This window comes from Kribbella sp. NPDC023972 (genome assembly GCF_040639075.1).
Classification (GTDB): domain Bacteria; phylum Actinomycetota; class Actinomycetes; order Propionibacteriales; family Kribbellaceae; genus Kribbella.
Map to the genome: position 1 here is coordinate 168,685 of NZ_JBEZZH010000005.1, position 26,330 is coordinate 195,014.

A 26,330-nucleotide genomic window follows, 5' to 3' on the forward strand; every position below is an offset into this window, starting at 1 on the left:
CCAGTCCCGGCCGGTGCTGCGACGCCGGCCGGGTGCCTGGGGCGGCGCGGCAGGTGCTTGACCATGCCGAACGACGTACCCAGGTGCTACGAACTGCGCATCGAGGGACACCTCGACCAGCACTGGTCGACCTGGTTCGGCGGCCTCGCCCTCACCCTCGAGAACGACGACACCACCACCCTCCGCGGCGTCGTGACGGACCAGTCGGAGCTGCACGGCGTACTCGCCAAGATCCGCGACCTCGGCGTCGCCCTCATCTCGGTCACACCCATCAACGCCGCCCACGACGCTGATCCCCAGCAACAGCAACATCGGTAGGCCTTCGGGGCTCACGCCACGAACGTGGCGCACACACCCGAACTACATGCTCGAAGACCACCGACTTCGGCGTGAGACGAGTGGGCATGACCACGGTTCCGCTCAAGTACCGGAGGTCCGTCGGACAGCTACTGTCGAGGCATGACCCATCTCGTGGTGGACGCTCCGATCACCACCGTCACTGTCTATCCGGACCGCGCGCGAGTCACTCGGCGCGGCCGGATCACGGTGCCGGCCGGCGACCAGACCGTGTACGTCGAGCCACTCCCGCTCGCACTGGAGGAGGACTCGGTCCGGGTCGCCGGCCGCGGACCGGCCACCGTGCTCGGCGTGGACCTGGCGATGCAGCACCATCCACAGGCCCCGGACGACACCGTGGCCGAGCTGGAACGACAACGCCGCGAGACCCAGTCCGAGGTTGCGGAACTGACCGACGCCGATGATGTCCAGGCCCAGCTGGACACGTTCCTGGCGCAACTGGCCCGCCGAGCCGGCGGCAGCTTCGCCCGGACGCTGGCGTCCGGCGAGGCAGATGACGAGCTGAGCGGGTTCACCGACTCGCTCGCCGCCCGGCTGTCCGCCGTACGATCGAAGCGGAGAGAGCTGGCCACGCAGCGGCGCGAGGCCGAGGCACGCCTCGCCGCCGCCGACCGTCGGCTTGCCGCGGTCGCGCAGCAACGCACCCCAGACCGCCGTTCCGCCGCCGTCGCGTTGGCTCTGGACTCCGAAGCGGAGGTGGAGATCGAGCTGTCCTACGTCGTGTCCGGCGCCGGCTGGACCAGCTCGTACGACGTACGCCTCACGGGCGACCAGCTCACGCTCCACTGGTACGGCCTGATCACCCAGCGCACCGGTGAGGACTGGCCCGAGTGCGACCTCACGCTGTCGACAGCCCGGCCCACGGTGACCGCGAAGGTGCCCGAGCTCGCCCCCTGGTACCTCGACCGCTTCCACCCGCCGGTACCGGCCGCGGCGGCCGCACTCTCGCGAGGCCGCGAATCCCGGACGGCCGAGTACGGCGCCGTCCAGCTCCAGTCAGCCGAGCCCGCCTTCGCCGACCTCGCCGCGACCGTCGAGCAGGGCGTCACGGCAGCGATCTACACTCCGCCCCGACCGGTCGCCGTACCCGCCGACGGCGCGTCGCACCGCGCGACCATCGCCGCGATCGACCTCGACGCCGAACTGGACTACATCACGGCACCGGTCCGGTCAGCCGACGTCCACCTGCGGGCCACGGTCGTCAACTCGTCTACGCACACATTGCCTGCCGGGAAAGCCGCGGTCTTCCACGAGGCGGACTTCGTCGGCTCGGCCGCGCTGCCGCTGTGGGCTCCCAGCGAGGACGTCGAACTCGCCCTCGGTCTGGACGACCGGATCCGCGTCGAGCGGAAGCTGGTACGCCGGACCGCGAGCAAGGCGACGCTCGGATCGACGCGCCGGCGCGAGGTCGAGTACGAAACCCGGATCGAGAACCACACCCCCCGCAGGGCCCGGGTCACGGTCCTCGACCAGCTGCCGGTATCGCGCGACCACGAGATCACCGTCAAACCGATCACCGCGGACCCGGAGCCGGCCGAGACCACCGACCTCGGCGTCGTCACCTGGAAGATCGACCTGGCCGCCGGCGAGGAGATCGGGCTCAAGCTCGGCTTCCGGGTCGATACCGGCAAGTCCGTCGAACTGACCGGATGGCGCGAGTGACGGTGGCCGGGGTTCGGCGCTGATCAGCGGCGGCCAACTCCCCCTTGCTCACCGGAGGGGCGCCGATAGCCATTACGCTGACTGGATGCGCAGGCACAGCGGGATTCCCGCCCTGCTTCTCTCAGCCGCGGCGGTGACGGCGGCCGGATGCTCAGATCCTGCCTCGGTCCCGTCATCGGCGCCCGGATCGACCACTTCGGCGAGCGTGGTGTCTACGTCCCCAGCGCCGGCCCCCGCCAGTACGCCGACACCGGGCACCACCCAACCGTCAACGACTCCGACGATCCCACCCAGCACTCGGTTCAAGGACCCGGCCGGGCAGTTGGTCCGGTCCGTCAACCGCTACGCCACCGGGCGGGCTCCCAAGCAGGTGGCATTCACCCCTGACGGCAAAGAACTCTGGGCAACGCTCCTCGGCGGCGATGGCGTTGCGGTACACAACGCGGTGTCCGGCGCCAAGCTGGCCGGCATCCGGCTCGGCCGTCACGGCGGCGCCGTCGAGGTGATCTTCACCCGTGACGGTAAGACCGCATTTGCGTCGCAGATGGAGACACACACCGTCTGGCAGATCGACGTCGCCTCGCGGAGAGTACGGCGCAACCTGGACGTCGAAGGCGCATGGACGAAGGTGCTGGCGCTGTCGCCGGACGAACGCACGTTGTATGCGGCGAACTGGATCAGCCACGACGTGTCGGTGATCGATCTGCCGTCGTGGCGGGTGCGCAAAGTCATCCCGACCGTGCACACTCCGCGGGGCCTCTACCCGGCGCCGGACGGCCGAACCCTCTATGTGGCGGGCTACGAGAACGGCGAGCTCGCGAGGCTTGACCTTCGCACGGGCAAGCAGACGACCCTGCTCCGCACGGGAGGCGCCATGCGGCACCTGGTCGGCGACGGGCGACGGCTCTACGCCAGCGACATGGGTACCGCCTCCGTGTACGTCGTGGACCTGGCGTCCGGCAAGGCGCGGCGGCTGGCCAAGGTCGACGATCATCCCAACACCATCGACCTCAGCCCTGACGGCCGGGTGCTGTTCGTGTCCTGTCGGGGCCGGAACAACCCGAAGAGCTACTACATCCCAGGCCCCGAATGGGGCTCGGTGGTCGTCGTGGACGCCACGACAGGGCGCCCGCTGGACGCGATCGTGGCAGGCAATCAGACCACCGGGCTCGACGTCAGTGAAGACGGCGCCCTCTTGGCGATCTCCGACTTCCTGGACAACCGGATCCGCGTCTACACCATCCCGCCGTACCAGAAGCTCGCCAGTGGCAAAGGCGGCTTCTGGTCCGAACATCACGCCGACCTGGCCAAGTAGCCCGGGCGTCAAACGGCGATCGCTTCGCCTCACCGCCCGGCTCCTTGGCTCGCCGTCGAAACTTGGTTGGCTCCGTCTGTCTCAGGGTTGGGCGGCGAGCCACTCCTGGAAGGTGGGCCGGCGAGCTTGGCGTGCGGGCCGGGCAGGAACCCGCCGCCGGCGGCGGTCTCGGCATCGGGCAGGTCAGGGTTGTCGACGCCGACGACCTTGATCCCCCGGCGGGCGCCGAGGAGTTTGGCCGCCTCGGCAAGGTTCTCCGCGCGCGGCCCGGCGATCTCGGGGATCGGCGTTCCGGGAGCGGGCTGGGCGGGCACGTCGGGGTCGGTGGCCAGGTCGACCAGTTCCTCGGCCACGGTGCGGCAAGCAACGAGCTGGGTGGGCGGGTCGAGAACGGCTCATCACCGGCCTGTACAACGTGCGCAACCCGGAAAAGCTGTCGCGTGTGGAGCGGGAGACCGCCGTGAGCCGCTGAGTCCGCGGGGAAGCCGCCGCCCTGGCCCGCGACGGGGCGGGACAACTGATCAGGAATCGAGAAGCGGGGCGCCGGTGCCGCTACTAGCGTGACCGTCATGGCAACCATCGAATTCGTCACCATCGAGGTGGCCGACACCACGGCTGCCGACGGCTTCTACACCGCTGCCTTCGGTCTGGGTCCGCGGGTGCGCGTACGAACGGCGGAGGCATCGACGACCGGCTTTCGCGGGTTCACGTTGTCGCTCGTCGTGTCCCAACCCGCCAACGCCAACAGTCTCCTCGACAGCGCACTCGACGCCGGCGCCACGTCGCTGAAGCCGGCCGCCAAGTCGCTCTGGGGGTACGGCGGCGTCGTCCAAGCCCCGGACGGGACGATCTGCACGGTCGCGTCGTCGGCGAAGAAGGACAGCGGCCCGGTCACCCGGCAGATCGACGCGTTCGTGCTCCAACTGGGAGTCGCGGATGTGGCCGCGAGCAAGCGGTTCTACCTCGACCGCGGCTTCGCCGTGGCGAAGAGCTATGGCCGGAGGTACGTCGAGTTGGGCACTCCGTCGAGTCCCGTCAAGCTGGCGCTGTATCCGCGCCGCACTCTCGCCAAAGTCGCTGGCGTCTCCGCTGACGGCGCCGGATCCCACCGGCTCACGATTGGCAGCGATGCCGGGCCCTTCACCGACCCGGACGGCTTCGTCTGGGAGCCCGAATCACCCTGAGCGGGGCTCGGAGTGGGGCTACCCTTCCTCACATCGACGCATCTCACCGGCTGTTGCGGACCACATTCAGGACGTGATCCCATGACTGATCGCAAGAAGGACGGCGCAGGACCGAAGCTGCTCTCGGGCGGTAATCCGCAGATCCCCAAGGGCGAGGGGAAGGGCCCTGTGCAGGACTACATCGCTGCCATGCCCGGCTGGAAACGAGACGTCGGGCAACGCCTCGATGACCTGATCGTGCGCACGGTCCCCGATGTACACAAAGCTGTGAAGTGGAACCAGCCGTTCTACGGCCTCGATGGCGAGGGCTGGTTCCTGTCGTTCCGTTGTTACACGAAGTACGTGCAACTGCAGTTCCTCAGAGGGACTTCGCTCGATCCCCTGCCGCCGAAGGAGTCCAAGCACGACGAGGTGCGCTACCTCGACATCCATGAGGACGACGAACTCGACGAGAACCAACTCCGATCCTGGATCGAACAGTCCAGCAAGCTACCGGGCGAGCAAATGTGACACACCTCGAAACGCCCCGCTCGCCTTCGGTGCGCCGTACTCGTCGTCCGGGCGCAACTGACCTCTCATTCGTCGGTCTGGGTCACTGCTGATCCGTCGTACGCCGCCGGCGTGAATCCCTTGATCAGCAGCCAGATCGCCAACGTCACCTCGAAGATGCCGCCGGGGATGAGGAGCACCAGGCTGATAGGTGCACCGAAGATCTCGGCGGCGGCGCCGGCCAGGTGAAGCAGGTAGCCGATCAGGCCCCAGCCCGCCAGCCATCTGGGGACCAGCCCGGTGCGGAACAGCAGCGCACACAGGAACAGGCACCCGAACGCGAGCGAGAGCTGGCCGATCTGGTAGGCGGTCTCGTTCGCGTCGACCGCGAGCGACCCGAGGGCCTGAGCTGCGTCCGGGGACAGCCGTCCGCCGTCAGCCTGGCCGGCGAGCGGAATGATCATGAGCAGCGCGAGCACCCCGACGGTCATCAGGGCCATCTCGAAGACCATCGTGGCCAGATAGGCGACGGCGGTGCGCTTACCGTGGCGTTCCAGGACCGGGTAGAAGAAGACGGCCTTGCCGATGTCGACCGCGCTGGTCGCGATCATCAGGAACGCGCCAAGGGCCAGGATGGTCTGCTGCGCGCCGACGCCGGCGAGGAAGTCGGGGGCGCCGACGACCGAGTTCACCAGGATCGAACCGGCGCCGTAGATGAGGAACCCGGCCAGGAACAGGGCTCCGATCAGCCGGGACGTCCACATCCGTGAACCGGTCCGTGGGTCTCTGGCTTCGATGGGTACGACGCCGCGGCCGCGGTCGCCCAAGCTCGGTGGTGTTGCGATCGTGGTCATGTGTCGTGCCTCTGTTCCTGAAGATCGGACCTGAAGATGGCAGCGCCGGCGGCGCCCGATTGGTACTCAGATGGTGATGACGGCCTTGCCCCGGACCTGCCCGGACGCGAGCTGGCGCATGGCGTCCGGCACCTGGTCCAGTGGATAAGTCCGGTCGATGCTCGGCGTCACCTGACCGGCCTCGATGAGCTCGGTGAGGCGCTCGAGGTCGCTGGCCCGCTCCTTGGCGACGAACCAGGCCAGCCGCTGGCCCACGAACGGCGAGAGCATCAGTGCCCGCAGGGATCGGTTCATCCCGCCGGTGAGGTTGCCACCGTCTTCGCCGCCCACGAGCACTGCCGTCCCCTTGGGTGTGAGCGCGCGGCGTAGCCGGGACAGCTTGGGATTCCCGGCGATGTCGAGCACCAGGTCGTAATGGTGGGTGCCGTCGGCGTAGTCGTCGCGGGTGTAGTCGACGACCCGGTCGGCGCCGAGGGAGCGCACCAGGTCCAGTTTCGCTGTGCCGGCGACGCCGGTGACTTCTGCACCGAACGCCTTGGCCAGCTGCACGGCATAGCTGCCGACTCCCCCTGACGCCCCGATCACCAGCACCTGCTGACCCGCCTCGATCCGGCCGTGGTCGGTCAGCGCCTGGAGTGCGGTCCCGGCCGAGATCGGGACCGCGGCGGCCTGCTCGAACGAGAGGCTCACTGGCTTGCGAGACAGCTTGCCCTCGACGGCTACGGCGTACTCCGCGAACGAGCCGCGGCCGACGCCGTACACCTCGTCGCCGACAGCGAACCGGGTCACTGCGGACCCTACGGCCTCGACCGTTCCGGCGAGGTCACGCCCCGGCACCCGGTCCTTCGGACCGCGGAAGCCGAGGCCCACGATCCGCATCAGATACGGCTTGCCCGTCATCAGGTGCCAGGTGCCACGGTCCAGACCCGCCGCGCGCACCCGAACCAGCACCTCGTTGTCGGCCACCTCAGGACGGGCAATCCGGTCGTGCCGCAGCACGCTGGCGTCGCCGTACGTATCTTGAACGATTGCCCGCATGCGGGCGGTTACTGCGCCTAGCTGCTCAGAGTCCATGACCTTCTGCTTCCAGTGAGATACGGCGACCGCGGGTAACGAGCCAGAGGGCCAGGAGGAACTCACCGAGGAAGGTGACCGTGGCGACGCTGCCCGGAGGACTCGCGAGGACTGTCGAGAGGACGCTGTCGAACACGTAGCCGGCGCCGGCAATGACGAGTAGGACGCCCAATAGCTTCGGGACATACCCCGAGCGATAGGCCAGGTATCCGACGAGCGCCAGATGGATCCCGAAGAGGATCAGCCCGGCCATCCAGAGGTCCTCGAACGCATTGATCTTCAGGAGGCTCTGGCCCTGGATCTGCTCTGCGGTGAAGACGCGCGAGTACTCGTCGGAGGCCACCAGGTCGGGGATTCCGGCGAGCTGGCCGATGGCCAGCATGAATATGCCCGCGTAGGCGAGCCGGAACCAGGCCGCCAGCCTCGCAAGTCCGCTGCTCACCGGACTGAAGAATCGGAACAACGCCCACGCGACCACCACGTCGAGCACCACCACCGCGTAGAGGCTCGCGGTCCCCCAGCGGAAGAGGCCGTCGGAAGCCGCGATGTCCTCGACGGTCCTGGCTGGGTCACCCTGCGTCATCAGCCCTTCACCGGCGTAGAAGATCCCGAAGCCCGACAGGGCCGCCATGACCAGAATCCCGACTCCGGCGAAGAGGCCGGCCTGCCGGATCGACGCGGCTCCGGGCTCCCGCTTGTGTGTCCTCGGTGGGACGGGAGCCGAGTGGCCCTCGATGGTGGTGTTGCTCATGGAGTGTCCTCGCGTCGGCGGTGTAGTACTTAGTACGGGACGGTACAGTACAAAGTACGAATACACTATGGCTGGACTGGCCAGATGAAACCTGACGGGCAATGGATCGGAGCGAGATGTCTGAACCCTCGGACGACAGTCGCGATGAACGCCCCCGACTCAGCCGGGAACGCGTCCTGCGAGGGGCCGTCGCGGTGGCCGATGCCGGTGGCCTCGAGTCCCTGACGATCCGCTCCCTTGCCCAGAGCCTGGGTGTGAAGCCGATGTCGGTCTACTACTACGTCTCCAACAAGGAAGAGATCCTGGACTGCATCATCGACCTCGTGTTCAGCGAGATCGAGCTGCCGGCGGCCGGCGGGGACTGGCGTACCGAGATCCGCCGGCGAGCGCACTCAGCCCGCCGAGTGCTGCGTGCGCATCCGTGGGCGATCGGGCTGATGGAGTCGCGCACCAGTCCCGGCCCGGCGACTCTGCGGCATCACGACGCGGTCATCGCCACACTGCGGGCCGCCGGCTTCTCCCGCGAGTTGACCGCTCACGCCTACGCGCTGCTCGACAGCTACACCTACGGCTTCGCGCTCCAAGAGGTCGGTCTGCCCTTCAACGGCTCGGACACCGTCGCCGACGTCGCCGAGCCGATCATGGAACGATTCTCCACCGGCGAATACCCCCATCTCGTCGAGATGGCGACCGACTACTACCTCCAACCCGGGTACGACTTCGGTGACGAGTTCGAGTGGGGACTCAACCTGATCCTCGACGCCCTCACGGCATCGGCAACCTCCGGCACCCGGCATCGCTCCGATCCCGACCGGGAGAGCTCGGCGGGCCGAGGGCAGTGAGCCCGGCCCCTGGCTGCCAGGTGCCAACTGCTCTTCCCTGGTGGGCTTGTGCGCGCCCTTTCGGCGCGCACAAGAGGTGTGCTTCTACTGAGCTTGATGCGCATGGTGCGGCAGAAGTTGCGGCATCCGCCGACTCACAACGTCAATCACATCGTTTGGTGATGCCCAGTCACCACATCGCTCCCTAGTTTCTGGTCATCGCGCGTCGCACGTCGCGCTAGCCGAACCAGGGGAAGTCGATGACCATCACCGCCACCAAACCCACCCGCGCGGCCGGCCTCGGGTACTCCCTGTGACGCGATCAGCGCACAAGCTCCCATGCATCCGCGTCCAGCATTCCGGATGCCCGCCTCGACCGGCCAGCGTGAAATGAGACCCGTCTCCGGCGCAGCCGTCGGGCAACGTCCCGAGCGCAGTCGACCCAGCTCCGGCTCGAAGCCTGCGGCGGTGCGCGTACGGCGCCGTGGGTCGACCTGGCGCGTACCCGCCGCGCTAGTCGCACTCAGCCTGGTCCCGATCCTGGCCGGCTCCGCCCGTCTCATCGAGCTGTCCGGCGGACCGCAGCTGCTACCTCCCCGTGTCGACGACCCCGTCACCCGTCCCGCTGGTGGTGCACATCGTCAGCGTCATCATCTACGCCACACTCGGAGCCTTCCAGTTCTCCGCCGGCCTCCGTCGCCGCAGGCTCGGCTGGCACCGGACCGCCGGACGCCTCGTCGTACTCGTCGGTCTGGTCGTGGCGCTGTCCGCGCTGTGGCTGACGCTGTTCTATCCCCGCCCCACAGGTGGGGACCTGCTGTTCGTCTTCCGCCTACTGGCCGGATCTGGCATGGCCGCAAGCCTTGTCCTCGGGGTCACCGCGATTCGTCGGCGCGACATCATCCGGCACCGCGCGTGGATGGCCCGCGCGTACGCCCTCGCCCTGGGCGCGGGCACCCAGGTGTTCACTCTGAGCATCGGAGAGGCGATCCTCGGGACCAACGACCTCAGCGAAGCGATCCTTCAAGGCGCGGGCTGGGTGATCAACCTCGCCGTCGCCGAGTGGTTCATCCGTCGGCGGCCGGCCCACCGATCCGCACCTGCGTGACGTCCCTGGCTGAGGCAGCGATGGCGATTCCGATCGAGGAGGCGTGCCGCCGAAGCGTGGCTGGCCACCTGTGGGCCACCGTCCACGGCACGTTGCTATTTCAGAACCAGGTGGTCCGCTGAGCGGTGGCCTCAGCCCCGCGTAGTCGCCGCTGGACTGGGTGCAGTTGACTCTGGCCGCCTTCCAGAGGATGGTGAGCCCCTCAGGGCGTATGCGGTGTTGATCTCAGACGTGTCCGTCGAAGAGGACAACCGGAGCCGGCGATCGGCGGGCTCCTCCCAGGGAGCTCAGGCCCGATGACGGGACCCGCCCCGACTGCGGCACCGCCGCGTTGCAGGGTCCGCCGCCCGCGTCCAGCCGGCCGACCGCAGCCCTCACGATCTTCCTGCGCCCCGCTCATGGAGGGAGTGGCGGGGCGCAGGAAGCACACCGGCGTTCGCAGACGCCCGTACCCAACGACTCCGCTCGTTGGGTGCCGTCAGCCGCGCGGAGTGGACCAGGTCACCGTCACCGGATCGCGTCGAATGTTGCCCGAGGCAAAGGGCGGCTCTGGTCCATCGCCCCGGCAAACTGCGGCCGGATGATCAGGCATGCCAGAGATTGGCGAACGATGGTGCATTCATACTTTGTACGATAGTGTTCACGGTACGAGTCACCCCTCTCTGTCGGCGCACTGAGAGCATCCGCCTCAAGGCCGCTCCTGCGCACCCAACTCAGCGATCCACGAGGACTTCAGCCGTGTAGGTCGCAAGACCACGGCGCCGCCTCGGGCGGCATCTCACTAGGCGGGATCCCGCGCCGAAAACTCCGGTTTCACTGAGCAAGACCGCTTGGTCGAAGGAACACGAACATGGAGCAGATCCAGACTGGACCGGTGGCCGGCAAGACAGTGCTGATCACCGGTGGCACCGCAGGCATCGGCCGGGCAACCGCGCTGGGACTGGCCACGATGAACGCACGCGTCGCGATCACCGGGCGGGACCGCAGGCGCACCGCGGACGCGGCTCGCGCGATCCGCGCGGCCGGCGGCGAGCAGGTAGACGTCTTCGTCGCAGACCTCTCGTCCGAGGCAGAGGTACGGCGGCTGGCCGACGAGATCCTCCAGCGACTTCCGCGGATCGACGTACTGATCAACAACGTCGGCGGATACTGGAACACCCGGCATGTCACCGCAGACGGACTCGAGCGCACCCTCGCGCTCAACCACCTCGCGCCCTTCCTTCTCACCAACCTGCTCCTGGACCGCCTGAAGCAGAACACCTCGGCCCGCGTGGTCACCGTCGCTTCCAACGCCCACGCCACCGGCCGAATCGATTTCGACGACCTCCAGGGCGAACACTCATACTCCGGCGCGCGGGCCTACAACCAGTCCAAGCTCGCCAACGTCTTGTTCACCTACGAGCTGGCCAGGCGGCTGCGGGACACCTCCGTCACCGCCAACGCACTGCATCCCGGCGTGGTGAGCACATCCTTCGGATCCGAGGATCCCGGGGCTGCCCAGCGACTATTCGTCCCCGTCCTGCGGCCCTTCATGAAAACCCCGGTCCAAGGCGCCGCCACGTCGATCCACGTGGCTTCCGCTCCGGACCTCGAGCATGTCACAGGCCTGTACTTCGCCAACAGCAAACCGAAGAGCTCCTCCAATCGCAGCTACGACCAGACCGCCGCGACACAGCTGTGGCAGGTGAGCGCCGACCTCGTCGGCCTCTCAGCTCCACTCGGCCGTGGAGTCTGATGCGTGTGGTTGAGGTGCGTTCTGCTTCTCCTACACGTCGGGGATCGCTTCTCTAGGGCCAATTGAGCGGTTGTGATGGTCCTTGATCGAATGCGTTCGAAGTCTTGCTGCCGTCATCGAACGCGGCCGAGCCTGTCACTGCGGCTCTCGTGGCCGACCAGACGAGAAGGCCCCGACACCTGGCACTGGGAGGCAGCAGCATGCTTGGCAACATCCGGTGGCGCCGGGCGGCGTCCGTGGCGCTGATCGCCGCTTCCATCTGGACAAGTGCGCCTTCCTTTGCGACATCGGTGCACGAGGCCGGCCCTACCCCAAGGCTTCCCGAGCTGTCATTCGGTGACGACGCCAGCCCATGGCAGGACATCGTCGTCGACGGCGACGACGTGGAACGAGATGCCGACGGTGACGCCTACAACGTCTTCGGCGGCTTCGGTTCCGTCTCCTGCAACAACACGTCGCGGCTGTTGCTCGACTATCGCGAGGAGAACCCGGCGGCGTACTGGCGGATCCTCAACCTCCTGTTCAACCGGCGCACGGGTGCGGGGCTGAACCACATCAAGGTCGAACTCGGCTCGGACACCAACACCTCCTCGGGGGCCGAGCCCGCGACCAAGCGCAGTGCGGACGAACCGGCCAATGTCCTTCGTGGCGCCGGCTTCCGGCTCATCGCGGACGCGAAGACGATCAACCCCCACCTCAAGGTCGAGGCGCTGCGCTGGGGCGAGCCGTCCTGGACGGGCAACCGGCCGGCCGACCGGTACAACTGGTACAAGGAGACGATCGACGCCGCGTACGACACGTACGGCGTCAAGTTCGACTACATCAGCCCGTCGCAGAACGAGGTGAACATGAACCACCTCGCCTCCGAGCTCGGCTGGGTGGTCGACTTCGCGAAGCGGCTCCAGGCGGACGCCCGAGCCGGCGACGCGCGCTACGACTACTCCAAGATCAAGGTCGTCGCGATGGACTCCTACCGCAACGGCGAGACGGTCTCCCGGGCAATCCTGAACAGTCCCGAGGCGCTCAGCAACATCGATGCCATCGGCATCCACTACACCATCGGGGGTGGTCCCGAGCTCACCCGGCTCAACAAGGAGTACGGGAAGGAGGTCATCTACTCCGAGGGTGTCGCGCCGATGATCGACCCGGAGTACCGCATCAACGCACAGCCGGAGCGTGGCGGGATCGGGGGAACGGTCGGCGCGGTCGACATCGCCGACCGGTTCATCAATGCCTATCGGTGGTCCGGCTCCGGGGACAACCCGGCGCACATGACGTCCTTCCTCTTCCAGCCGGCGGTGAGCGCCCTCTACGAGGGATCGTCGTACTCGCCCAAGCATCTGATCCGGGCGTCCGACCCGTGGTCCGGCTACTACGAGGGCGGCGTCGGGATCACTCTGGTGCGACATTTCATGCAATTCATCGACCAGGGATGGGAGTACATCGAGGGCGCCAGCTACGGCGACGGAACGTTCGCCGACGGCGGCACCGCAGTCGACTCGAGTACCCGTACCTATCTGACGTTGCGCGAGCCGCGGAAGCCGGCCGACGCGAGTGGCGCGAGGACCTCCGACTTCACCCAGGTCCACGCCAACAACACCAGCAAGCCTCGGTACTTCGAGGTCAAGGTCACCGATCTCGGCACCACGTCGAAGACACCCCTCTACCTGTGGCAGACCAGGGGACCCGACGACGACGCCACGCAACCGGTCGACGTGAACCACTTCAAGAACATCGGCTACGTCACGCCGGTACGCGCGGAGACCCGTGACGGCAGCAAGTACTTCGTGTACCGCGTCAAGGTCGAGCCGTATTCCATCCTCACCGTGTCGTCACAAGCCCGCGGGATCCACAACTCGGCGAAGGAGTACAGCAGTGGCCAGTACGCGCCGACCGCCAAGGATTCGCCGCTTGCGCTCCCGTACTCCGATGACTTCGAGTACGCCGGCTACCCGACGGAGAACGTCAACGGCGTCGACATGACCTACCTGGAGCGGCGAGGAGGGACCCCGCGCTACACCGCCGACCAGAACGGCGCCTTCGAGGTCGTCGAGTCCGGCGACGGCAGCCACGACAACGTCCTCCAGCAACGCATCCACGCAGACAACCGCGGCTACACCTGGAACGCGTGGGGCGACGGCTCCCAGAACCAGCTCTCGACGACCGCACCGGCGACGATCCTGGGCGACCACACCTGGGCGAACTACCGCGCGTCGGTCGATGTCCGCTTCGACACGAAGGTCCGCAACCCCGCCCTTCCCAACTTCGCCGGGCTGGGTGTACGGCAAGTCGTCAGCCAGGGATCGGATCTCGCGGCGTACGCCCTGCGCCTCTCCCCCGCCGGCACCTGGCAACTGCGCAAGCTCGACACCGTCGTTGCCTCGGGCACCATCACAGGCTTCGACCCGGACGCCTGGCACCACATCACGCTGGAGGCAAAGGAAAACCAGATCACACCGGCGGTGGATGGTTCGCAGCTGACGACCTGGACCGACTCGGCGCCGAACCCGGTCATGGCAGGGCGGATCGCGCTGACATCCGGCTACTACCAGAACAACTGGGACAACCTTTCCGTCGTACCGATCGAGGGGCACGCCTGGCGGTCCGACAAACTGGACGACACTGCGTCTGCCCTCACGTACACCGGTGCGGCACAGTTCCAGCAAGTCGGTTTCGCAAACTACAACAGAACGCTGCACGTCCTCAGCCCACGTGCGTCGTTGACGCTGCCGTTCCGGGGGACGGGGCTCAACATCTTCGGAGCGACGGCACGGGCCACGATCGACGTGTCCGTCGACGGTGCACCCGCCCAAAGGATCACGGTCGGGCCCACAGGCACCCGTCAGACGTCACATTGGCTCCGCGGACTCACGACGACTGATCCCCACACGCTCTCGATCACGGTCGTGGAGGGTACGTACACCGTCGACGGTATCGACGTCCTGAAAGAGCTGGAGTAGCACCAGGACCTCGCGCTGCAAGCGTCGTACGCAACGCGTGCCGACTCCAGAACGCATCGCCCGGCTGATCTGAGGGGGTTCCGCAGGAGGAATCTCTGGCGCACGCTGGTGGCGTCACGATGACCCAGCAGGGAGGATGCCATGTCCCTGGAGAATCCCATCGACACCTGGCCGCCAGGGCCACCCGAGATACCGCCGCTGCGGCCGCCGGAACGCCCGGCACCAAAGCCGATCCTGCCGTCGTGGCTGGAGCCGGCCCCGGCGGGACTGGACCGCGACGTGGCCGACCGGCTGCTCGAGCAGCGAGTGATCGTCGTCGGCGGGCACCTCGACGACTCGGTGGCGAACCGGGTGGCAGCGCAACTGCTGCTTCTCGACGCACGCGAAAACGACCCGATCACCTTGCACCTTGCCTGTACCGACGCCGAACTGGAGGCATCGCTCGCCCTGGCCGGCGCAATCGATCTCGTCGAGTCGCCGGTCCACGCCATCGCCCGTGGAACAGTCCGCGGAGCCGCGGTCGCCGTACTGTGTGCCGCGCACCAGCGGGCCGCGCACCGGCACACGATGTTCGTTTTGTTGTCGCCACAGTTCTCGGGTGAGGGCACGGCCGCCGTACTGGCCACGCTCGCCGACCAGCACGAACGCCAGGTGGCGCGATTGCGAGACCTCATCGTGCGAGCGACCGGACGCACCACACAGGAAGCGGCCGCGGATTTGGACGCCGGCCGTGTACTCGGAGCCGATGAGGCCAAGGAGTACGGCCTCGTCAGCCAACTGCTGTGACCGCGTCAGCCAGACAGTCGCCCACAGGGTGGTGATAGAGATCGGGCAGCGGACTCGTCCGACGTCGTAGAGCGGTCGGCTCAGGCCAGCGGCTTCGTGTAGCGGCTGGGCGATGAGTGTGTTGAAGAGGCGGTGGATCTCGTTGCAGGTCAGCGTGACCAGGCCTTGTGGGGGTGGGGTTTCGGTTCGTTCGGTCGCGGTGACGGCGGCGAGGAAGGACCCCCGGACTTTGCAATGGCCGTGATGCTCACGGGAGGCGGTGTAGCCGATTGCGTCGCGCATCGAAGATGCCTATTTGCTCTAAGCAACCACGCCGGAAGACTGGGGCAGGTGGCTCCACCAACCAGCTGCCTAGCCAGTTCCGGGCGATGAGTCGCGTGGCGGCATCGCCTTGGCAACAAGGAGCGACGCACCGATTTCGAATCAGCGCTGGGTCACGACGGCTGGCCGTCGAGCCTGCGGACCTCTCACCAAGTTGTCCGCAGGTTCGCTGGCTGCCGATGTCTTCGACGTACCTCACAACGCCGGTGTGACCGGCTGCAAGACAAGGATGCCTATCAGGTGCTGCCGCCACACACACACGTGCGTGGCGGCCGGCCGTGGCTCAGATCGTGACCAACTCGAAGATCTTCGGCGACTGGCTGCCCAAGAATCGGTCTGCCCCGATGTATACGGCCCTGATCGCGTGGAGGCCGACGGCCAGGCTGGAGGTCGTGAACACTGCGTGCCCGGCGCTGTCAAGGGTGACGACGCCAATGAGCGTCGACCTGTCCATGAACACCACGAGGCCGCTGGGAATGGCAGTACCGCTATTGGCCAGCACCGCGGCGGTGAAGGTGACGGGATGGTTCGCCCGCGTGGGGTTGGCCGACGTGCTCAGGCTTGTGGTGGTGCCGATCAGCGCCGGCGGCTGCTGGATACCGGTCGGGCGGGTGATCGTGTCAGAGTCCAGCGTGACCGCGGCGGTGCGGGCCAGCGTGCGGCCATCCACGGTGACACCCGTCGTCACGGTGATCGAGGCGAGGGCCATGATGGTTCCTCGGAGGGTCGAGTAGGTACCGAGCGTTGCGGAGCTACCGACCTTCCAGAAGACATTGGACGCCTGGGCCCCGTTGACGAGGGTCACGCTGCTCGCGGACGCCGTGATGAGCGTGGATGCGGCCTTGAAGATGAAGACGGCGTTCGGGTCGCCTTGAGCGTCAAGAGTCAACGTTCCGGTGATGCCGAATGTGCCCGCAGGCGACTCGTAAACGCCGGGAGTCTTGGTGGTCCCGCCGAGTTCCACTCCGACGGTGGCCGTGGTCGGGCGCGCCGCTGCGTCGTCGTACGCGGCTGCGAGGTCGTTCTTGGCCTGTAGCGCAACAGCGTCGGCCACGTGGACAGTCCCGTTCACCTGCCCGGGCGGAAATCCGGTCACCGCTGTGCCCGGGCTCAGCCCGAGATCGCCGTTGATCGTCGTCGGGCCGGTGTTCGTGATCGTTGACCCGGCGAGGACCGCGAAGTCGGCGGCTGTGCCCAGCGACGGCGCCAGGGTGGCAGCGCTCGCGGTCGGCGGTCCGACCACACCGATCAGGACAGTCATCAGACAGGCAAGGATCAACGTTGGAACAAGCCGGGATGCTGCGGTGACCTTGCGGAGGTTGCCAGTGAGGGCGGTCATCAACATGGGGTATCCATTCTTCGCGGTCTACGTGAAAGTTGGTCGCTTCCGAATCCATAGTCGCACACAGAACGAAATCGTGTCGTTACTATAAGTGACTGATGGTTTCTCATGCTGCCTTTTTTGCGAAAACGCAGAATAAGGCCGACATGATGTTTGGAACGGCCAGACCCGAAACGTCAAAACATGAATCCAGAAATCGGCGACTCGTTCCGGCGCGGGTCAGATACACCCCGGCGAACACGGGCTGCCCGACGATCGCCACCACGTGCGCGCTGACAACGGCCCGGAATACCCACCCAGTCGGTCTTGTCCGATGCGCGGCAACGGAGCCCAGACTGCTGGTGGCCATGAGCGTCCTCCCGGATGTGTTCACTGTGCGAACACCGACGCTGTGACTCGCGGGCTATCTTGTCGAAGATCAATATTGCTATGACGTTATGCTGCGGGACGTCGCCTCGCAGCCGATCCACACCGACGGCCTGGAGTCGATGCAGCTGTTCGAGGATGTGGTGGGGGTTGGCATGCCACTCGATCACCCACTCGCAGGCCGTACGTCGGTGAGCATCGACGAGCTCGCCGACCAGCCTTTCGTCACCTCCCGCAGCGGACATTGGGGCCGCCGGCTGCTCGACCGGCTCTTCGCCGCACGGGGTCTCACTCCGAGGATCGTCTGCGAGAGCGACGAGCACAGCGCCATCGCCGACCTGATCAGCGCCGGACTTGGCATCGGTCTCGTCCCCGGCTTCGCCCGGCGTTCGGTCACGCGTGCGCCGATCGCCTGGATCGCCGTCGACAGCGCCGACTGCCGTCGCACGGTCACTCTCTACTGGGGGTCCGACAGCCATTTGTCACCCGCCGCCCGTCTGATGCGTACCACGATCACCAACTGGGACTGGACCACCGGCGATCCCCAAGAGAAGCACTGAAGATCAGCTCTCGGAATGGGCGCGACTCGGCCATCTCGAATGGATAGAGGACACACCTTCTGGCCGCTACTCGGACCACACTGAAGTCATGACGATGACAAAGATTCCCGGTGGCAAGTCGACGGTCACGCCGTACGTGATGGTGAAGGCTGCCGCGCGGTTCCTCGATCCGAGCACGCTGGGCGAGGTGTTCGCTGACCCGGCGGAACTGGCCAAGATGCGGGCGGCGCAGGAGTCCTTTGCCGACGAGATGCGCAGCCGCCGCTGACCGCCATTCGGCAGCGTTCTGCGTCCCGGCGTGATCTCGAGGATCCTCGAGCCCCGTCAGAGCGGGGTGAGGACGCAGAACTCGTTGCCCTCCGGGTCGGCCAGGACCGTCCATGGGACGTCGCCCTGGCCTACGTCGGCGGGCGTCGCGCCGAGGGCCTCGAGCCGGGCCACCTCCGCCGGTTTATCGTCACCGGGATACGGCCGGAGGTCGAGATGGACGCGGTTCCACCCGGTCTTCACGTCGGGCGTGCGGAGGAACTCGAGATACGGGCCGACACCCTTGGCGGAGCGCAGCACCGCGTGATCGTCGGTCACCTCGTGCACGGTCCAGTCCATCGCCTCGCCCCAGAACCGGGCCATGGCCCGCGGATCCGCGCAGTCGACCACCACCGCGGCAATCGGCCCGATGTCCCGGTAGATCTCCCGAGGCTCCAACACGCAGAACTCGTTGCCCTCCGGGTCGGCCAGGACCGTCCACGGCACGTCGCCCTGACCCACGTCAGCCGGCGTCGCACCGAGCTCCTTCAGACGCGCGACCAACTCCGTCTGATGGGCCACAGAGGTGGTGGCCAGGTCGACGTGCACGCGGTTCTTCACCGTCTTGGGTTCCGGGACGGCGAGGACGTCGATGCAGACGGCGGCGGGGTCGGGATAGACGAAGCCCACGGGCTCGACGTTGGTCACGCCGGGTCCCTCGCTGTCTAGCCCCCAGCCGAGCGCCTCCGCCCAGAACCGGCCGACCGCCGAGTCATCCCGAGCCTTCATCGTGATCTGAACAAGCCGCGTCGCCATGCCGCCGATCCTATGTCCAGGCGGGTCAGGCATCCCAAGTTCGGTGGTGCGCGCTTGCCCGCGCCGGCGTTCTTCACTGGCAGCAGTCGCGGAGTATTGTGACAGTAGGGTTCCCGGCGTTGAAGGTGGCCCGGCCGTGAGTTCGAACCGGCGGGTCAGCGCCCGGGAACCCGCCGTGTACGCGACGAACGTCGTGGCCTGGTGGCTCACTCGATAGCCGAGCGCGATTGCGCGTTGACGCTCGGAGCTGCTGCGTACCGCACCAATAAGGGCGTTGCCTCTCGGGCACTCAGTGTCTGCTGGTGCGGAGTCGGCCGGGTGTACGCGCGGGTACTGGTGCATGGGTGTCCCTCGACACTTTCCTGAGGGTTCCGGCACGGGAGGTGAGGGGCCATGAGCAATGGACGCGATCGCGGTGTGGAGAACTCCGCTGAGACGACAGCGAACCCCGGCACCGAGCATCTCCCAGACACGCCGAACCGAGATCCCGAAGCATTTGTTGCGGACGCTGAGCAGGCGCCGGAAGTACCCGCACCCGCCGAGGCGTCCGACCAGCCTGCGGAAGTGGAGCGGTCAAGCCCGGTTCCGGAGCCGGTGGTTGTGCCGCGGTGGGTGCAGGCGATCGTGGTGGCGGTTGCGCTGTTCGCGCTGACCGCGTTGGCGCGTGCGGCTGCGCCGGTGCTGATGATTTTCCTGGTCGCCGCGGTCGTGGCGTTGATCATCAATCCCCTGGTCTCCGGGTTGCAGCGGGCAAGGGTGCCCCGTGGGATCGCGATCGGCGCCGTCTTCCTGGCCTTCTTCGCGGTTGTGGCCGGCCTGGTGGCGCTGCTGGTGCGGCAAGTCTCTGCCCAGCTGTCGGCGTTCCAGGCTGACTTGCCCCAGCTGATCACCTCGGCGAACTCCTCGCTGGCTAACTTCCAGCAGTGGCTGGACCAGCGAGGTATCGGCATCCAGATCCAGCGCCCGGGAGAGACCGCACTGGAAACCATGCAGGCCCAGGTGCTCCAGGGCTCCGGTGATGTCGTCGCGTTCACCCGTGACCTGGTCACCATGGCCGTAGAGGCGGGATTCGTCCTCATTCTGATCCTGGTGATCACCGTCTACATGCTCATCTACGGTGCCCAGATCGGCGCTCTCGCCCGCAATATCATGCCGACCGGTGACGGCAGCAGCGACGACGACTACCCGGCCAGGGTGCAGCGCGCCGTGTCAGGGTACGTGCGCGGCCAGCTCACATTCAGTCTCATCATGGGCCTCAGCGCGGGCATCGCGCTCTGGATCTTCGGCGCAGTGGGGATCTTCCCCGCCGGACAGACCTACGCCGTGTTCTTCGGCGTCTTCTACGGGCTGATGGAACTCATCCCCTACCTCGGTCCTGTTCTCGGCGCGGCTCCCCCAGTGCTGGTGGCGCTCTTCCAGGGCGACCTGTGGACCGCGCTGTGGCTGGTACTCCTGTTCATCGCGCTGCAGCAGCTGGAAGGCCACGTGGTGGCGCCACAGGTCTTCGGACACACCTTGCGCATCAACCCCTTACTGGTGATCTTCGCGCTGTTGCTCGGCGGCCACCTGCACGGCATCGCGGGCGCCCTGGTGGCGCTTCCGCTGGCGGCGATCGCACGAGAGACCGCGCTCTATCTGCGGCGCCATCTGATGCTGGAGCCCTGGGGAACACCGAGCGCGGCCGCACTCCTCGCGCAGCCGACCGAACACACGCCGGCGATGTCCGGGCCGCGCCCGCCCCGGCACCCCAAGTCCCGGGTCACACGCCTGCTTTCAGCGGACGGGCTGAAGCGGCGCTTGCACGACAGGCACCGCCGAGGCCAATTGCCAGACCAGCCACCTGTCCACCACGACCAGCCGAACGCCTAGTGCAGGCGGACCATGGCAGATCGGAGTGGTCGCGGTGAGTGGCGGCAAGCGCCAGTGGATGGACAAGGGCCGAGCCCGGATCGGCACGGGCATCGCTGCGACAGCGCGAAGTGCCTGGCGGCACCGCGTGCTCGGCATGGCAGCGGAGATCGCGTTCTGGATGCTGCTGGCGTTGCCGCCCCTGGTGTTGTGCCTGCTCGGGCTGGTCGGCTATCTCGAATCGGTCTTCGGGGCCGACCTCGGCGCAGCGATCGAACAGCGGGTCCTGGAGGTCGCAACCCAGGCGCTGACCCCGGAAACAGTGGCGGACCTGGTCCAACCGCTGCTGACTCAGGTTCTCACCGACGGCCGTGCCGACATCGCGTCCGCCGGCTTCCTCCTCGCGATCTGGGCTGGTTCCACCGCGACCGCCAGCTACGTCAACGCGATCGCGATCGCTTACGGACAGCGCAGCGAACGCGGCGCTGTGCACAGCCGTCTGCTTGCTCTCGGCATCTACCTTGCCGGCGTGGTCACCGGAGTCGTTGTCCTACCGCTGCTTGTCATCGGCCCACGCACCGTGCTGCGCCTCATCCCGGACGATGGCCACGATCTCGCCGTGACCACCCTTCGGGTCGCGTACTGGCCGACCATACTCATCTTGTCGATCCTCGCCCTGGTCACGCTCTACCACTACGCCGTACCACTGCGCACCCGATGGCGCGACCACCTGCTCGGCGCCGCCATCGCGACGGGCATCTGGCTCGCTGGTGCCGCAGCCGTTCGCGCGTACCTGCGCTACGCCTTCGACTCGATCAGCGTCTACGGACCGGTCAGCACCCCCATCGCCGCTCTGTTCTTCTTCTACCTCACCGCGCTTGCCGTCCTCCTCGGCGCGGAAGCCAATGCCCATACCGCTGTCTCCGCGGCCAGACCCCGAAACTCACCACGGCGCCGGCGTACGCCGAGCGCATCCCCCGACGACACGGATCACGCGTGCCGACCTACCACCCCCGGCAGCCGGCGATCAGGAGGTTCCGATGACGATACGGCCCGACAACCCTCGCGACCCTCAGGCCAAGGCTCAGGTGACGACCCCGGCCAACTCGGAACCCGGCCCGGCCGATGACCTGAAACCACGCGAAGAACGCGATCCAGCCGAGCGGCCCGACGAAGAACCGCAGCTTGAGCCCTCGCCGTCGTCGACCACGCCCGCGCCCAAGCCAGTCCCTTCGACCCGCGCCGGCGCCATGTGGGTCGCCCTGTGCGCCACAGCCGTCGTACTGGTCGCCCTGATCGTGTTCTTGCTCCAGAACACGCGCACAGTGCAGGTCTCGTTCTTGTGGATGGACGGTTCCGCGCCACTGGCGATCACTTTGCTGATCGCCGCGGTAGGCGCGGCCCTCATGACCGCGTTGCTCGGCACCGTCCGGATCACCCAGCTCAGGCGCGTGGCCCGGCGCAGGCCAGCCAGCCACCGCCACAAACGCGGCAGCAAGTTCTGAACACGCTCTGGCCGTCAGGCGCGGACCTTGGATGGGCGGGATTTCAGGAGGCCGATCGCGACGGTGGTGTAGAGGGCGACGCCGGACAGTACGCCGGCTACGACGTTCACCGTGGCGACTGCCGCGCCGGTTGCCGCGAGTACGAAACCAGCCAGCCCCAAGACGGTCTGTGCCAGGCCGAGTCCGGCGTACAGGCTGATGCGCCAGGCCCGACCCAGCACGATGAAGTGGACGCCGACGACCAACGCGATCCACGGGACCGCGTACTCGGTGCGTCCGAGCACTCCGTTGATCAACACCAGCCCACCGAACAACGCCAGTCCTTCGAAGCCGACGATGTTCCAGTACCGGCGTCCGGCGAACCCACCGGACGGGACCTCGCCCTCGACCTGCCCGTTGCGTGCCACCCAGATGATGCCGGCCAACAGCGCGGCCGCCACCACAGCGCCGGCCAGCCGTAGCACCAGCGGCCCGTTGCCCGGCAGCCCACCACTGTTGACTTCGATGAACACCAATCCGAAGAGCACACCGACCAACGAGCCCACGATCATCCCGGCCCGCGCCTGATTCCCCACAGAGCACCCCTCATACGTCCATTTGAACCGACCGCCGATCCTAGACGGAACTCAGTTCCACCGGCCGGTCGGCGTCTGGTTCCGCCCGCCCGTGGGGTGTCCTCAGGCCGCCGCTGCGCGCAGGGTGGGTGACGGCTGCAAGCTCTCCCTGAGGTACTTCCGGCCACGATGGAGACGGGACATCACCGTCCCGGGCGGGACGCCGACCATCGCGGCGATCTCACGGCAGCTGAATCCGCCGACCTCGAAGAGCAAGAGCACCCTGCGATGCTGCTCGGGCAGCGATGACAGTGCCTGCCGGAGCTGCTCGTCGACGATCGAGCCGACGACAGCGGCTTCAGCCGACACCTCGACGTGTCGCCGATCCAGTTCGCTGTCCGGCTCCCAGGCTGCCGGAACCGTCTTCGGTTCGCGCAGGCGCTTGCGGTAACCGTTGATGAAGGTGTTGCGCAGGATCCGGTACAGCCAGGCGGTCAGGTTCGTCCCGGCGCGGAACTGAGAAAAGCCGCAGTAGGCGCGCAAGTAGGTCTCCTGCAGCAGGTCCTCTGCGTCCGCGGGGTTCCCAGTCAGCCGCAGGGCAGCGATGTGGAAACGAGGCAGGAGCGGAACCGCCTCGGCTTCGAACCGGGTCTTCAGGACATCTGGAGTGGAGGAGGCCACACCACGAGACTCGCGCCACCTCGCCTGTTTGTCGTCGCTGCGAGCCCCCATCCCACACCCCCGCTGACCGGGCACCCGGCATACCTGCTGGCAGGAATCCCCAGTCGCCCGTACGACGATCGCGTGGCCCGACACCCACCAGCCACCCGGGACGCCCTCGGTCGGATCCTTGCCTGCAACAGCAGCTGCGGTCGAGGTCGTCAGCGGCGAGGACCATCGGTTAGCGTTCGTTCAGGGAAGTGGTGTGGATGGCGCAGCTCCGGACTGGATCACCCGTCGTTCGCCGGCTGCTTGGCTTGCTCACAGCCGGCCTGCTGGTCGCTGCCGTCACCGGGCTCGTCAAGCTCGGGGAGCCGCACGTGCCGACACTGAATCTGCTGGTGCTCTACCTGCTCGCGGTGCTGCCCGTCGCCGTCTTCTGGGGTACGCCGCTGGCGGTCATCACGGCCGTGCTGAGCGTCTGGACGTACGCATACTTCTTCGTCTCTCCGCTGCACTCTCTGTTGATCGCCGATGCCCAGAACGCGATCGGTCTGGCTGTCTTTCTCGTGACCGCGGTCGTTGTGGGCGAGCTGGCGGCTCGGCTTCGGCGCGCGGCGCTTGTCGCCGAACGTCTGTCGGACGAGCAGTCGGCGCTGCGCCGGGTCGCCACTCAGGTGGCGCAGGGCGTGCCCCCCGGCGTCCTGTTCACCACCGTGACCGAAGCGGTCGGGCGGCTCTGTGGTGCCGATCTCGCCCGAATGGAGCGCTACGAACCGGATGGGACAGTCACCGGTGTCGCGGCTTGGAGCCGCGTGCCCGGCCACCTGGCGGTCGGAGAACGGTTCAACCTCGACGGACTCAGTGTCGCCCGCGATGTCCTGCGCCGGGGCGGACCGGTCCGGCTCGAGAGCTTCGCCGGCGAACCAGGCACCATCGCGCAGGAGGCGCAGGCGCTCGGGATCCGCTCGTCGATCGGATGCCCGATCAACGTCGGCGGGCGGCTCTGGGGCATCATCGCCGCCTCGACGACCAGCGACAAGCCGTTCCCGTCCAACACCGAGGCGCAGATCGCCAGCTTCACCGAACTGGTCGCGACCGCGGTCGAGAACGCCGAGGCCCGGGCTGAGCTGATGGCGTCGCGTGCTCGGGTCGTGGTCACCGCCGACCGGACGCGTCGTCAGATCGAACGCAACCTGCACGACGGCGCCCAACAAAGGCTGGTCTCACTCGCCCTGCGGCTGCAGGCGGCACGGGCGAGGGTTCCGCCGGAGCTGGTCGAGCTGAGCGGCGAGCTGGATCAGCTCGCCGGCGGGCTGACGGACGCGCTGGACGAGCTCCGTGAGACGGCGCGCGGAATCCACCCGGCAATCCTCGCCGAGGGCGGCCTCAGTCCGGCCCTGAAGACACTGGCCCGCCGGTCGGCGATTCCGGTCCAGCTGATCCTCGGTGCCGAGCCGCGGTTGTCCGAGCGACTCGAGGTCAGCGCCTATTACTTCGTCTCCGAGGCATTGACCAACGCGGCGAAGCACTCGGAGGCCACGCGAGTCACGGTGACCACGGACATTGTCGGCGACGTATTGCTGGTCGAGGTCCACGACGACGGCCGCGGCGGCGCGGACTTCGGCCGAGGCACCGGCCTCGTCGGCCTACGCGACCGCGTGGAAGCACTCGGTGGCCGACTGACCCTGGACAGTCCCCGCGGCGAGGGAACCACCCTGACGGCAGAATTCCCGCTCACGGACAGCTGACCACTCCGCTGCGACTGTTGGCCGGCGTACGGAAGGTCGGCGATGACTTCAGTGACTCACCCGGTACTCGCCCGAGCGAATCGGCCGAAAGGTCGCGTTAGCCGGAATGTATCGGCCCCCCACACGCGTGATGCTGAGGTTATGGCATTGCGTTGCTTCATCGTCGACGACAGCACTCACTTCCTGGGTGCTGCCCGAGCCTTGCTCGAACGCGATGGATTCGCCGTGATCGGTGTCGCCTCGACCATCGCGGAGGCTTTGGAGCACGTGGAAGGCGCTGAGCCCGACGTGGTGCTCGTCGACGTGAACCTCGGCAGTGAAAGCGGCCTCGACCTGGCCAGCCGGATCCACGATGAGACGAACGTGGACCAGTCGAAGGTGGTTCTGATCTCCACCCATTCCGAGGAGGACCTGGCGGAGCTGGTCGAGAACGCGCCGGCCGCAGCGTTCCTGTCCAAGTCACAGTTGTCGGCCGGCGCCATTCGTCGGATCCTCGACATCACCTAAGACTTGGCGCAGCTACCGGAGCGGAGATGCCTGTCAGCGAGACAAGGCGATTCCGGCTAGCAGGTAGCCGACCTGGGGGCTGGCGGTGCAGACGCGCCCGGCCCCGGGCGCGGATGGTGGTTGCAGGATCACCGAACCTCGGGCAACACAAGGGATCGATCGCGATGCTCGCCACGGAGACCACGCAGAGACAGCCGGCCGGTGGCGCAGCGCAGCCTGCCGTTCCACCACTGGGCGACGTACAGGAGGGCTGAGATGCGACAGGTTCAGATCGCGAAGGTGAGTCGCCCGAATGAGCGGTACGACGACGCCCCACTGCCCCTCGACCCCAGGGACCCGGACGTGGTGAGGGCACAGCAGCTACGCCGGACCGGTCATCCGTCGAGCACTCGGTCACGTCGGTCGAGAGAGGCTGGCTCGTGACCGGGACCAGTCAGGGCGTTCGGCCGGCCCGCCGCGAGCGGACGACGGCGGGGCGATGGACCTTACAGGCCGCGTGTGTGGACGAGGATCCCGATCTGTTCTTCCCGATCGGAACCAGCGGGCCCGGACTGTGGCAAATCGAGCAGGCCAAGCAGGTGTGCAGCCGCTGCGACGTGATCGAAGCCTGTCTCGAGTGGGCGCTGGCCAGTGGAGAACATGCCGGCGTCTGGGGCGGCCTCTCCGAGCCGGAACGCCAAGCCCTCCTCCGCCGCCGCCTTCGCCCTTAAGGCTCAGGAAGCGGTGCGGGCCCGAGTTGCCCGCCAGCGGTGACCTCC

25 protein-coding genes and 1 pseudogene are annotated in these 26,330 nt (G+C 67.3%); 18 read left to right on the forward strand and 8 right to left on the reverse strand.

Annotated features, from left to right (window positions below; all coding sequences use genetic code 11):
* Positions 1 to 63: 63 nt before the first annotated feature.
* The 3 genes from AB0F43_RS21345 to AB0F43_RS21355 all read left to right on the forward strand — a co-directional run bounded on the left by AB0F43_RS21345 (position 64) and on the right by AB0F43_RS21355 (position 3,334).
* Complete coding sequence (locus tag AB0F43_RS21345; RefSeq protein WP_360479277.1) at positions 64 to 318, forward strand: hypothetical protein; 255 nt, start codon at positions 64 to 66, stop codon at positions 316 to 318.
* Between the two features lie 141 nt (positions 319 to 459).
* Positions 460 to 2,019, forward strand: coding sequence for a DUF4139 domain-containing protein (locus AB0F43_RS21350; protein ID WP_360479280.1), 1,560 nt, complete (start codon positions 460 to 462; stop codon positions 2,017 to 2,019).
* Positions 2,020 to 2,227: 208 nt separating this feature from the next.
* Positions 2,228 to 3,334 (forward strand): YncE family protein, encoded by a 1,107-nt coding sequence (locus AB0F43_RS21355; protein ID WP_360479282.1) that lies wholly within the window; start codon positions 2,228 to 2,230, stop codon positions 3,332 to 3,334.
* Between the two features lie 29 nt (positions 3,335 to 3,363).
* On the opposite strand, the gene AB0F43_RS21360 is transcribed toward AB0F43_RS21355, so the two are convergent.
* Positions 3,364 to 3,687, reverse strand: coding sequence for a hypothetical protein (locus AB0F43_RS21360; protein WP_360479285.1), 324 nt, complete (start codon positions 3,685 to 3,687; stop codon positions 3,364 to 3,366).
* 216 nt (positions 3,688 to 3,903) lie between these two features.
* On the opposite strand from AB0F43_RS21360, the gene AB0F43_RS21365 reads away from it, so the two are divergent.
* A complete protein-coding gene (locus AB0F43_RS21365; protein ID WP_360479288.1) occupies positions 3,904 to 4,518 on the forward strand; it encodes a glyoxalase in 615 nt (204 codons plus the stop codon).
* Between the two features lie 81 nt (positions 4,519 to 4,599).
* Positions 4,600 to 5,028 carry a DUF1801 domain-containing protein gene (locus AB0F43_RS21370; protein WP_360479291.1) on the forward strand — a complete coding sequence of 143 codons (429 nt, stop codon included), beginning with the start codon at positions 4,600 to 4,602 and terminating at the stop codon, positions 5,026 to 5,028.
* 65 nt (positions 5,029 to 5,093) lie between these two features.
* Here AB0F43_RS21370 and AB0F43_RS21375 read toward each other — a convergent pair whose 3' ends face one another.
* From AB0F43_RS21375 to AB0F43_RS21385, 3 genes are all read right to left on the reverse strand, one after another.
* On the reverse strand, positions 5,094 to 5,861 hold the full coding sequence (locus AB0F43_RS21375; protein WP_360479294.1) for a DUF4386 domain-containing protein: 768 nt from the start codon (positions 5,859 to 5,861) through the stop codon (positions 5,094 to 5,096).
* Between the two features lie 66 nt (positions 5,862 to 5,927).
* Entirely contained in the window at positions 5,928 to 6,935 is a 1,008-nt protein-coding gene (locus AB0F43_RS21380; RefSeq protein ID WP_360479297.1) for an NAD(P)-dependent alcohol dehydrogenase, read from the reverse strand.
* Complete coding sequence (locus AB0F43_RS21385) at positions 6,925 to 7,686, reverse strand: DUF4386 domain-containing protein (RefSeq protein WP_360479300.1); 762 nt, start codon at positions 7,684 to 7,686, stop codon at positions 6,925 to 6,927. Before AB0F43_RS21385 ends, AB0F43_RS21380 begins: the two co-directional genes overlap by 11 nt.
* 116 nt (positions 7,687 to 7,802) lie before the next feature.
* Here AB0F43_RS21385 and AB0F43_RS21390 point away from each other — a divergent pair, with 116 nt between their 5' ends.
* From AB0F43_RS21390 to AB0F43_RS21410, 5 genes are all read left to right on the forward strand, one after another.
* Positions 7,803 to 8,528 carry a TetR/AcrR family transcriptional regulator gene (locus AB0F43_RS21390; protein WP_360479303.1) on the forward strand — a complete coding sequence of 242 codons (726 nt, stop codon included), beginning with the start codon at positions 7,803 to 7,805 and terminating at the stop codon, positions 8,526 to 8,528.
* A gap of 577 nt (positions 8,529 to 9,105) precedes the next feature.
* Complete coding sequence (locus AB0F43_RS21395; protein ID WP_360479306.1) at positions 9,106 to 9,615, forward strand: DUF2306 domain-containing protein; 510 nt, start codon at positions 9,106 to 9,108, stop codon at positions 9,613 to 9,615.
* Between the two features lie 850 nt (positions 9,616 to 10,465).
* Entirely contained in the window at positions 10,466 to 11,350 is an 885-nt protein-coding gene (locus AB0F43_RS21400) for an SDR family oxidoreductase (RefSeq protein ID WP_360479309.1), read from the forward strand.
* A gap of 200 nt (positions 11,351 to 11,550) precedes the next feature.
* The gene (locus AB0F43_RS21405) at positions 11,551 to 14,310 is read left to right on the forward strand and encodes a hypothetical protein (protein WP_360479312.1); all 2,760 of its coding nucleotides are present in this window, start codon (positions 11,551 to 11,553) and stop codon (positions 14,308 to 14,310) included.
* Between the two features lie 141 nt (positions 14,311 to 14,451).
* Positions 14,452 to 15,096: an ATP-dependent Clp protease proteolytic subunit gene (locus tag AB0F43_RS21410; protein ID WP_360479314.1), complete on the forward strand. Its 645-nt coding sequence runs from the start codon at positions 14,452 to 14,454 to the stop codon at positions 15,094 to 15,096.
* Between the two features lie 604 nt (positions 15,097 to 15,700).
* On the opposite strand, the gene AB0F43_RS21415 is transcribed toward AB0F43_RS21410, so the two are convergent.
* Positions 15,701 to 16,756 carry an ice-binding family protein gene (locus tag AB0F43_RS21415; protein ID WP_360479317.1) on the reverse strand — a complete coding sequence of 352 codons (1,056 nt, stop codon included), beginning with the start codon at positions 16,754 to 16,756 and terminating at the stop codon, positions 15,701 to 15,703.
* 440 nt (positions 16,757 to 17,196) lie between these two features.
* Between AB0F43_RS21415 and AB0F43_RS21420 the strand changes: the two genes are divergently transcribed.
* Complete coding sequence (locus AB0F43_RS21420; RefSeq protein ID WP_360479320.1) at positions 17,197 to 17,685, forward strand: LysR family transcriptional regulator substrate-binding protein; 489 nt, start codon at positions 17,197 to 17,199, stop codon at positions 17,683 to 17,685.
* An 88-nt stretch (positions 17,686 to 17,773) separates the two neighbouring features.
* On the forward strand, positions 17,774 to 17,953 hold the full coding sequence (locus tag AB0F43_RS21425) for a hypothetical protein (RefSeq protein WP_360479322.1): 180 nt from the start codon (positions 17,774 to 17,776) through the stop codon (positions 17,951 to 17,953).
* Positions 17,954 to 18,009: 56 nt separating this feature from the next.
* On the opposite strand, the gene AB0F43_RS21430 is transcribed toward AB0F43_RS21425, so the two are convergent.
* Positions 18,010 to 18,747 (reverse strand): VOC family protein, encoded by a 738-nt coding sequence (locus AB0F43_RS21430; RefSeq protein WP_360479325.1) that lies wholly within the window; start codon positions 18,745 to 18,747, stop codon positions 18,010 to 18,012.
* A gap of 612 nt (positions 18,748 to 19,359) precedes the next feature.
* Here AB0F43_RS21430 and AB0F43_RS21435 point away from each other — a divergent pair.
* The 3 genes from AB0F43_RS21435 to AB0F43_RS21445 all read left to right on the forward strand — a co-directional run bounded on the left by AB0F43_RS21435 (position 19,360) and on the right by AB0F43_RS21445 (position 22,100).
* Positions 19,360 to 20,616: an AI-2E family transporter gene (locus AB0F43_RS21435; protein WP_360479328.1), complete on the forward strand. Its 1,257-nt coding sequence runs from the start codon at positions 19,360 to 19,362 to the stop codon at positions 20,614 to 20,616.
* Positions 20,617 to 20,650: 34 nt separating this feature from the next.
* Positions 20,651 to 21,724 (forward strand): YihY/virulence factor BrkB family protein, encoded by a 1,074-nt coding sequence (locus AB0F43_RS21440; protein WP_360479331.1) that lies wholly within the window; start codon positions 20,651 to 20,653, stop codon positions 21,722 to 21,724.
* 121 nt (positions 21,725 to 21,845) lie between these two features.
* Complete coding sequence (locus AB0F43_RS21445) at positions 21,846 to 22,100, forward strand: lipopolysaccharide assembly protein LapA domain-containing protein (protein ID WP_360479334.1); 255 nt, start codon at positions 21,846 to 21,848, stop codon at positions 22,098 to 22,100.
* 14 nt (positions 22,101 to 22,114) lie between these two features.
* Here AB0F43_RS21445 and AB0F43_RS21450 read toward each other — a convergent pair whose 3' ends face one another.
* Both AB0F43_RS21450 and AB0F43_RS21455 read right to left on the reverse strand, forming a co-directional pair.
* Complete coding sequence (locus AB0F43_RS21450; protein WP_360479337.1) at positions 22,115 to 22,675, reverse strand: hypothetical protein; 561 nt, start codon at positions 22,673 to 22,675, stop codon at positions 22,115 to 22,117.
* 102 nt (positions 22,676 to 22,777) lie between these two features.
* The gene (locus tag AB0F43_RS21455) at positions 22,778 to 23,386 is read right to left on the reverse strand and encodes a sigma-70 family RNA polymerase sigma factor (protein ID WP_360479340.1); all 609 of its coding nucleotides are present in this window, start codon (positions 23,384 to 23,386) and stop codon (positions 22,778 to 22,780) included.
* A gap of 197 nt (positions 23,387 to 23,583) precedes the next feature.
* On the opposite strand from AB0F43_RS21455, the gene AB0F43_RS21460 reads away from it, so the two are divergent.
* The 3 genes and pseudogenes from AB0F43_RS21460 to AB0F43_RS21470 all read left to right on the forward strand — a co-directional run.
* Positions 23,584 to 25,065, forward strand: a complete 1,482-nt coding sequence (locus AB0F43_RS21460) for a DUF4118 domain-containing protein (protein ID WP_360479343.1) — start codon at positions 23,584 to 23,586, stop codon at positions 25,063 to 25,065.
* Positions 25,066 to 25,206: 141 nt separating this feature from the next.
* On the forward strand, positions 25,207 to 25,572 hold the full coding sequence (locus AB0F43_RS21465; RefSeq protein ID WP_360479346.1) for a response regulator: 366 nt from the start codon (positions 25,207 to 25,209) through the stop codon (positions 25,570 to 25,572).
* 491 nt (positions 25,573 to 26,063) lie between these two features.
* A pseudogene (locus AB0F43_RS21470) lies at positions 26,064 to 26,282 on the forward strand (WhiB family transcriptional regulator); the annotation flags it as partial.
* Positions 26,283 to 26,330: the final 48 nt, after the last annotated feature.

What these genes read in the sequence shown, in the direction of transcription:
- AB0F43_RS21365 (WP_360479288.1), top strand. Translation starts at nt 3,904, where the DNA reads ATGGCAACCATCGAATTCGTCACCATCGAGGTGGCCGACACCACGGCT.
- AB0F43_RS21460 (WP_360479343.1), top strand. Translation starts at nt 23,584, where the DNA reads ATGGCGCAGCTCCGGACTGGATCACCCGTCGTTCGCCGGCTGCTTGGC.
- AB0F43_RS21370 (WP_360479291.1), top strand. Translation starts at nt 4,600, where the DNA reads ATGACTGATCGCAAGAAGGACGGCGCAGGACCGAAGCTGCTCTCGGGC.
- AB0F43_RS21465 (WP_360479346.1), top strand. Translation starts at nt 25,207, where the DNA reads ATGGCATTGCGTTGCTTCATCGTCGACGACAGCACTCACTTCCTGGGT.
- AB0F43_RS21410 (WP_360479314.1), top strand. Translation starts at nt 14,452, where the DNA reads ATGTCCCTGGAGAATCCCATCGACACCTGGCCGCCAGGGCCACCCGAG.
- AB0F43_RS21350 (WP_360479280.1), top strand. Translation starts at nt 460, where the DNA reads ATGACCCATCTCGTGGTGGACGCTCCGATCACCACCGTCACTGTCTAT.
- AB0F43_RS21400 (WP_360479309.1), top strand. Translation starts at nt 10,466, where the DNA reads ATGGAGCAGATCCAGACTGGACCGGTGGCCGGCAAGACAGTGCTGATC.
- AB0F43_RS21405 (WP_360479312.1), top strand. Translation starts at nt 11,551, where the DNA reads ATGCTTGGCAACATCCGGTGGCGCCGGGCGGCGTCCGTGGCGCTGATC.
- AB0F43_RS21430 (WP_360479325.1), bottom strand. Translation starts at nt 18,747, where the DNA reads ATGGCGACGCGGCTTGTTCAGATCACGATGAAGGCTCGGGATGACTCG.
- AB0F43_RS21455 (WP_360479340.1), bottom strand. Translation starts at nt 23,386, where the DNA reads ATGGGGGCTCGCAGCGACGACAAACAGGCGAGGTGGCGCGAGTCTCGT.
- AB0F43_RS21375 (WP_360479294.1), bottom strand. Translation starts at nt 5,861, where the DNA reads ATGACCACGATCGCAACACCACCGAGCTTGGGCGACCGCGGCCGCGGC.
- AB0F43_RS21390 (WP_360479303.1), top strand. Translation starts at nt 7,803, where the DNA reads ATGTCTGAACCCTCGGACGACAGTCGCGATGAACGCCCCCGACTCAGC.
- AB0F43_RS21385 (WP_360479300.1), bottom strand. Translation starts at nt 7,686, where the DNA reads ATGAGCAACACCACCATCGAGGGCCACTCGGCTCCCGTCCCACCGAGG.
- AB0F43_RS21415 (WP_360479317.1), bottom strand. Translation starts at nt 16,756, where the DNA reads ATGACCGCCCTCACTGGCAACCTCCGCAAGGTCACCGCAGCATCCCGG.
- AB0F43_RS21425 (WP_360479322.1), top strand. Translation starts at nt 17,774, where the DNA reads ATGACGATGACAAAGATTCCCGGTGGCAAGTCGACGGTCACGCCGTAC.
- AB0F43_RS21380 (WP_360479297.1), bottom strand. Translation starts at nt 6,935, where the DNA reads ATGGACTCTGAGCAGCTAGGCGCAGTAACCGCCCGCATGCGGGCAATC.
- AB0F43_RS21345 (WP_360479277.1), top strand. Translation starts at nt 64, where the DNA reads ATGCCGAACGACGTACCCAGGTGCTACGAACTGCGCATCGAGGGACAC.
- AB0F43_RS21445 (WP_360479334.1), top strand. Translation starts at nt 21,846, where the DNA reads ATGTGGGTCGCCCTGTGCGCCACAGCCGTCGTACTGGTCGCCCTGATC.
- AB0F43_RS21420 (WP_360479320.1), top strand. Translation starts at nt 17,197, where the DNA reads ATGCTGCGGGACGTCGCCTCGCAGCCGATCCACACCGACGGCCTGGAG.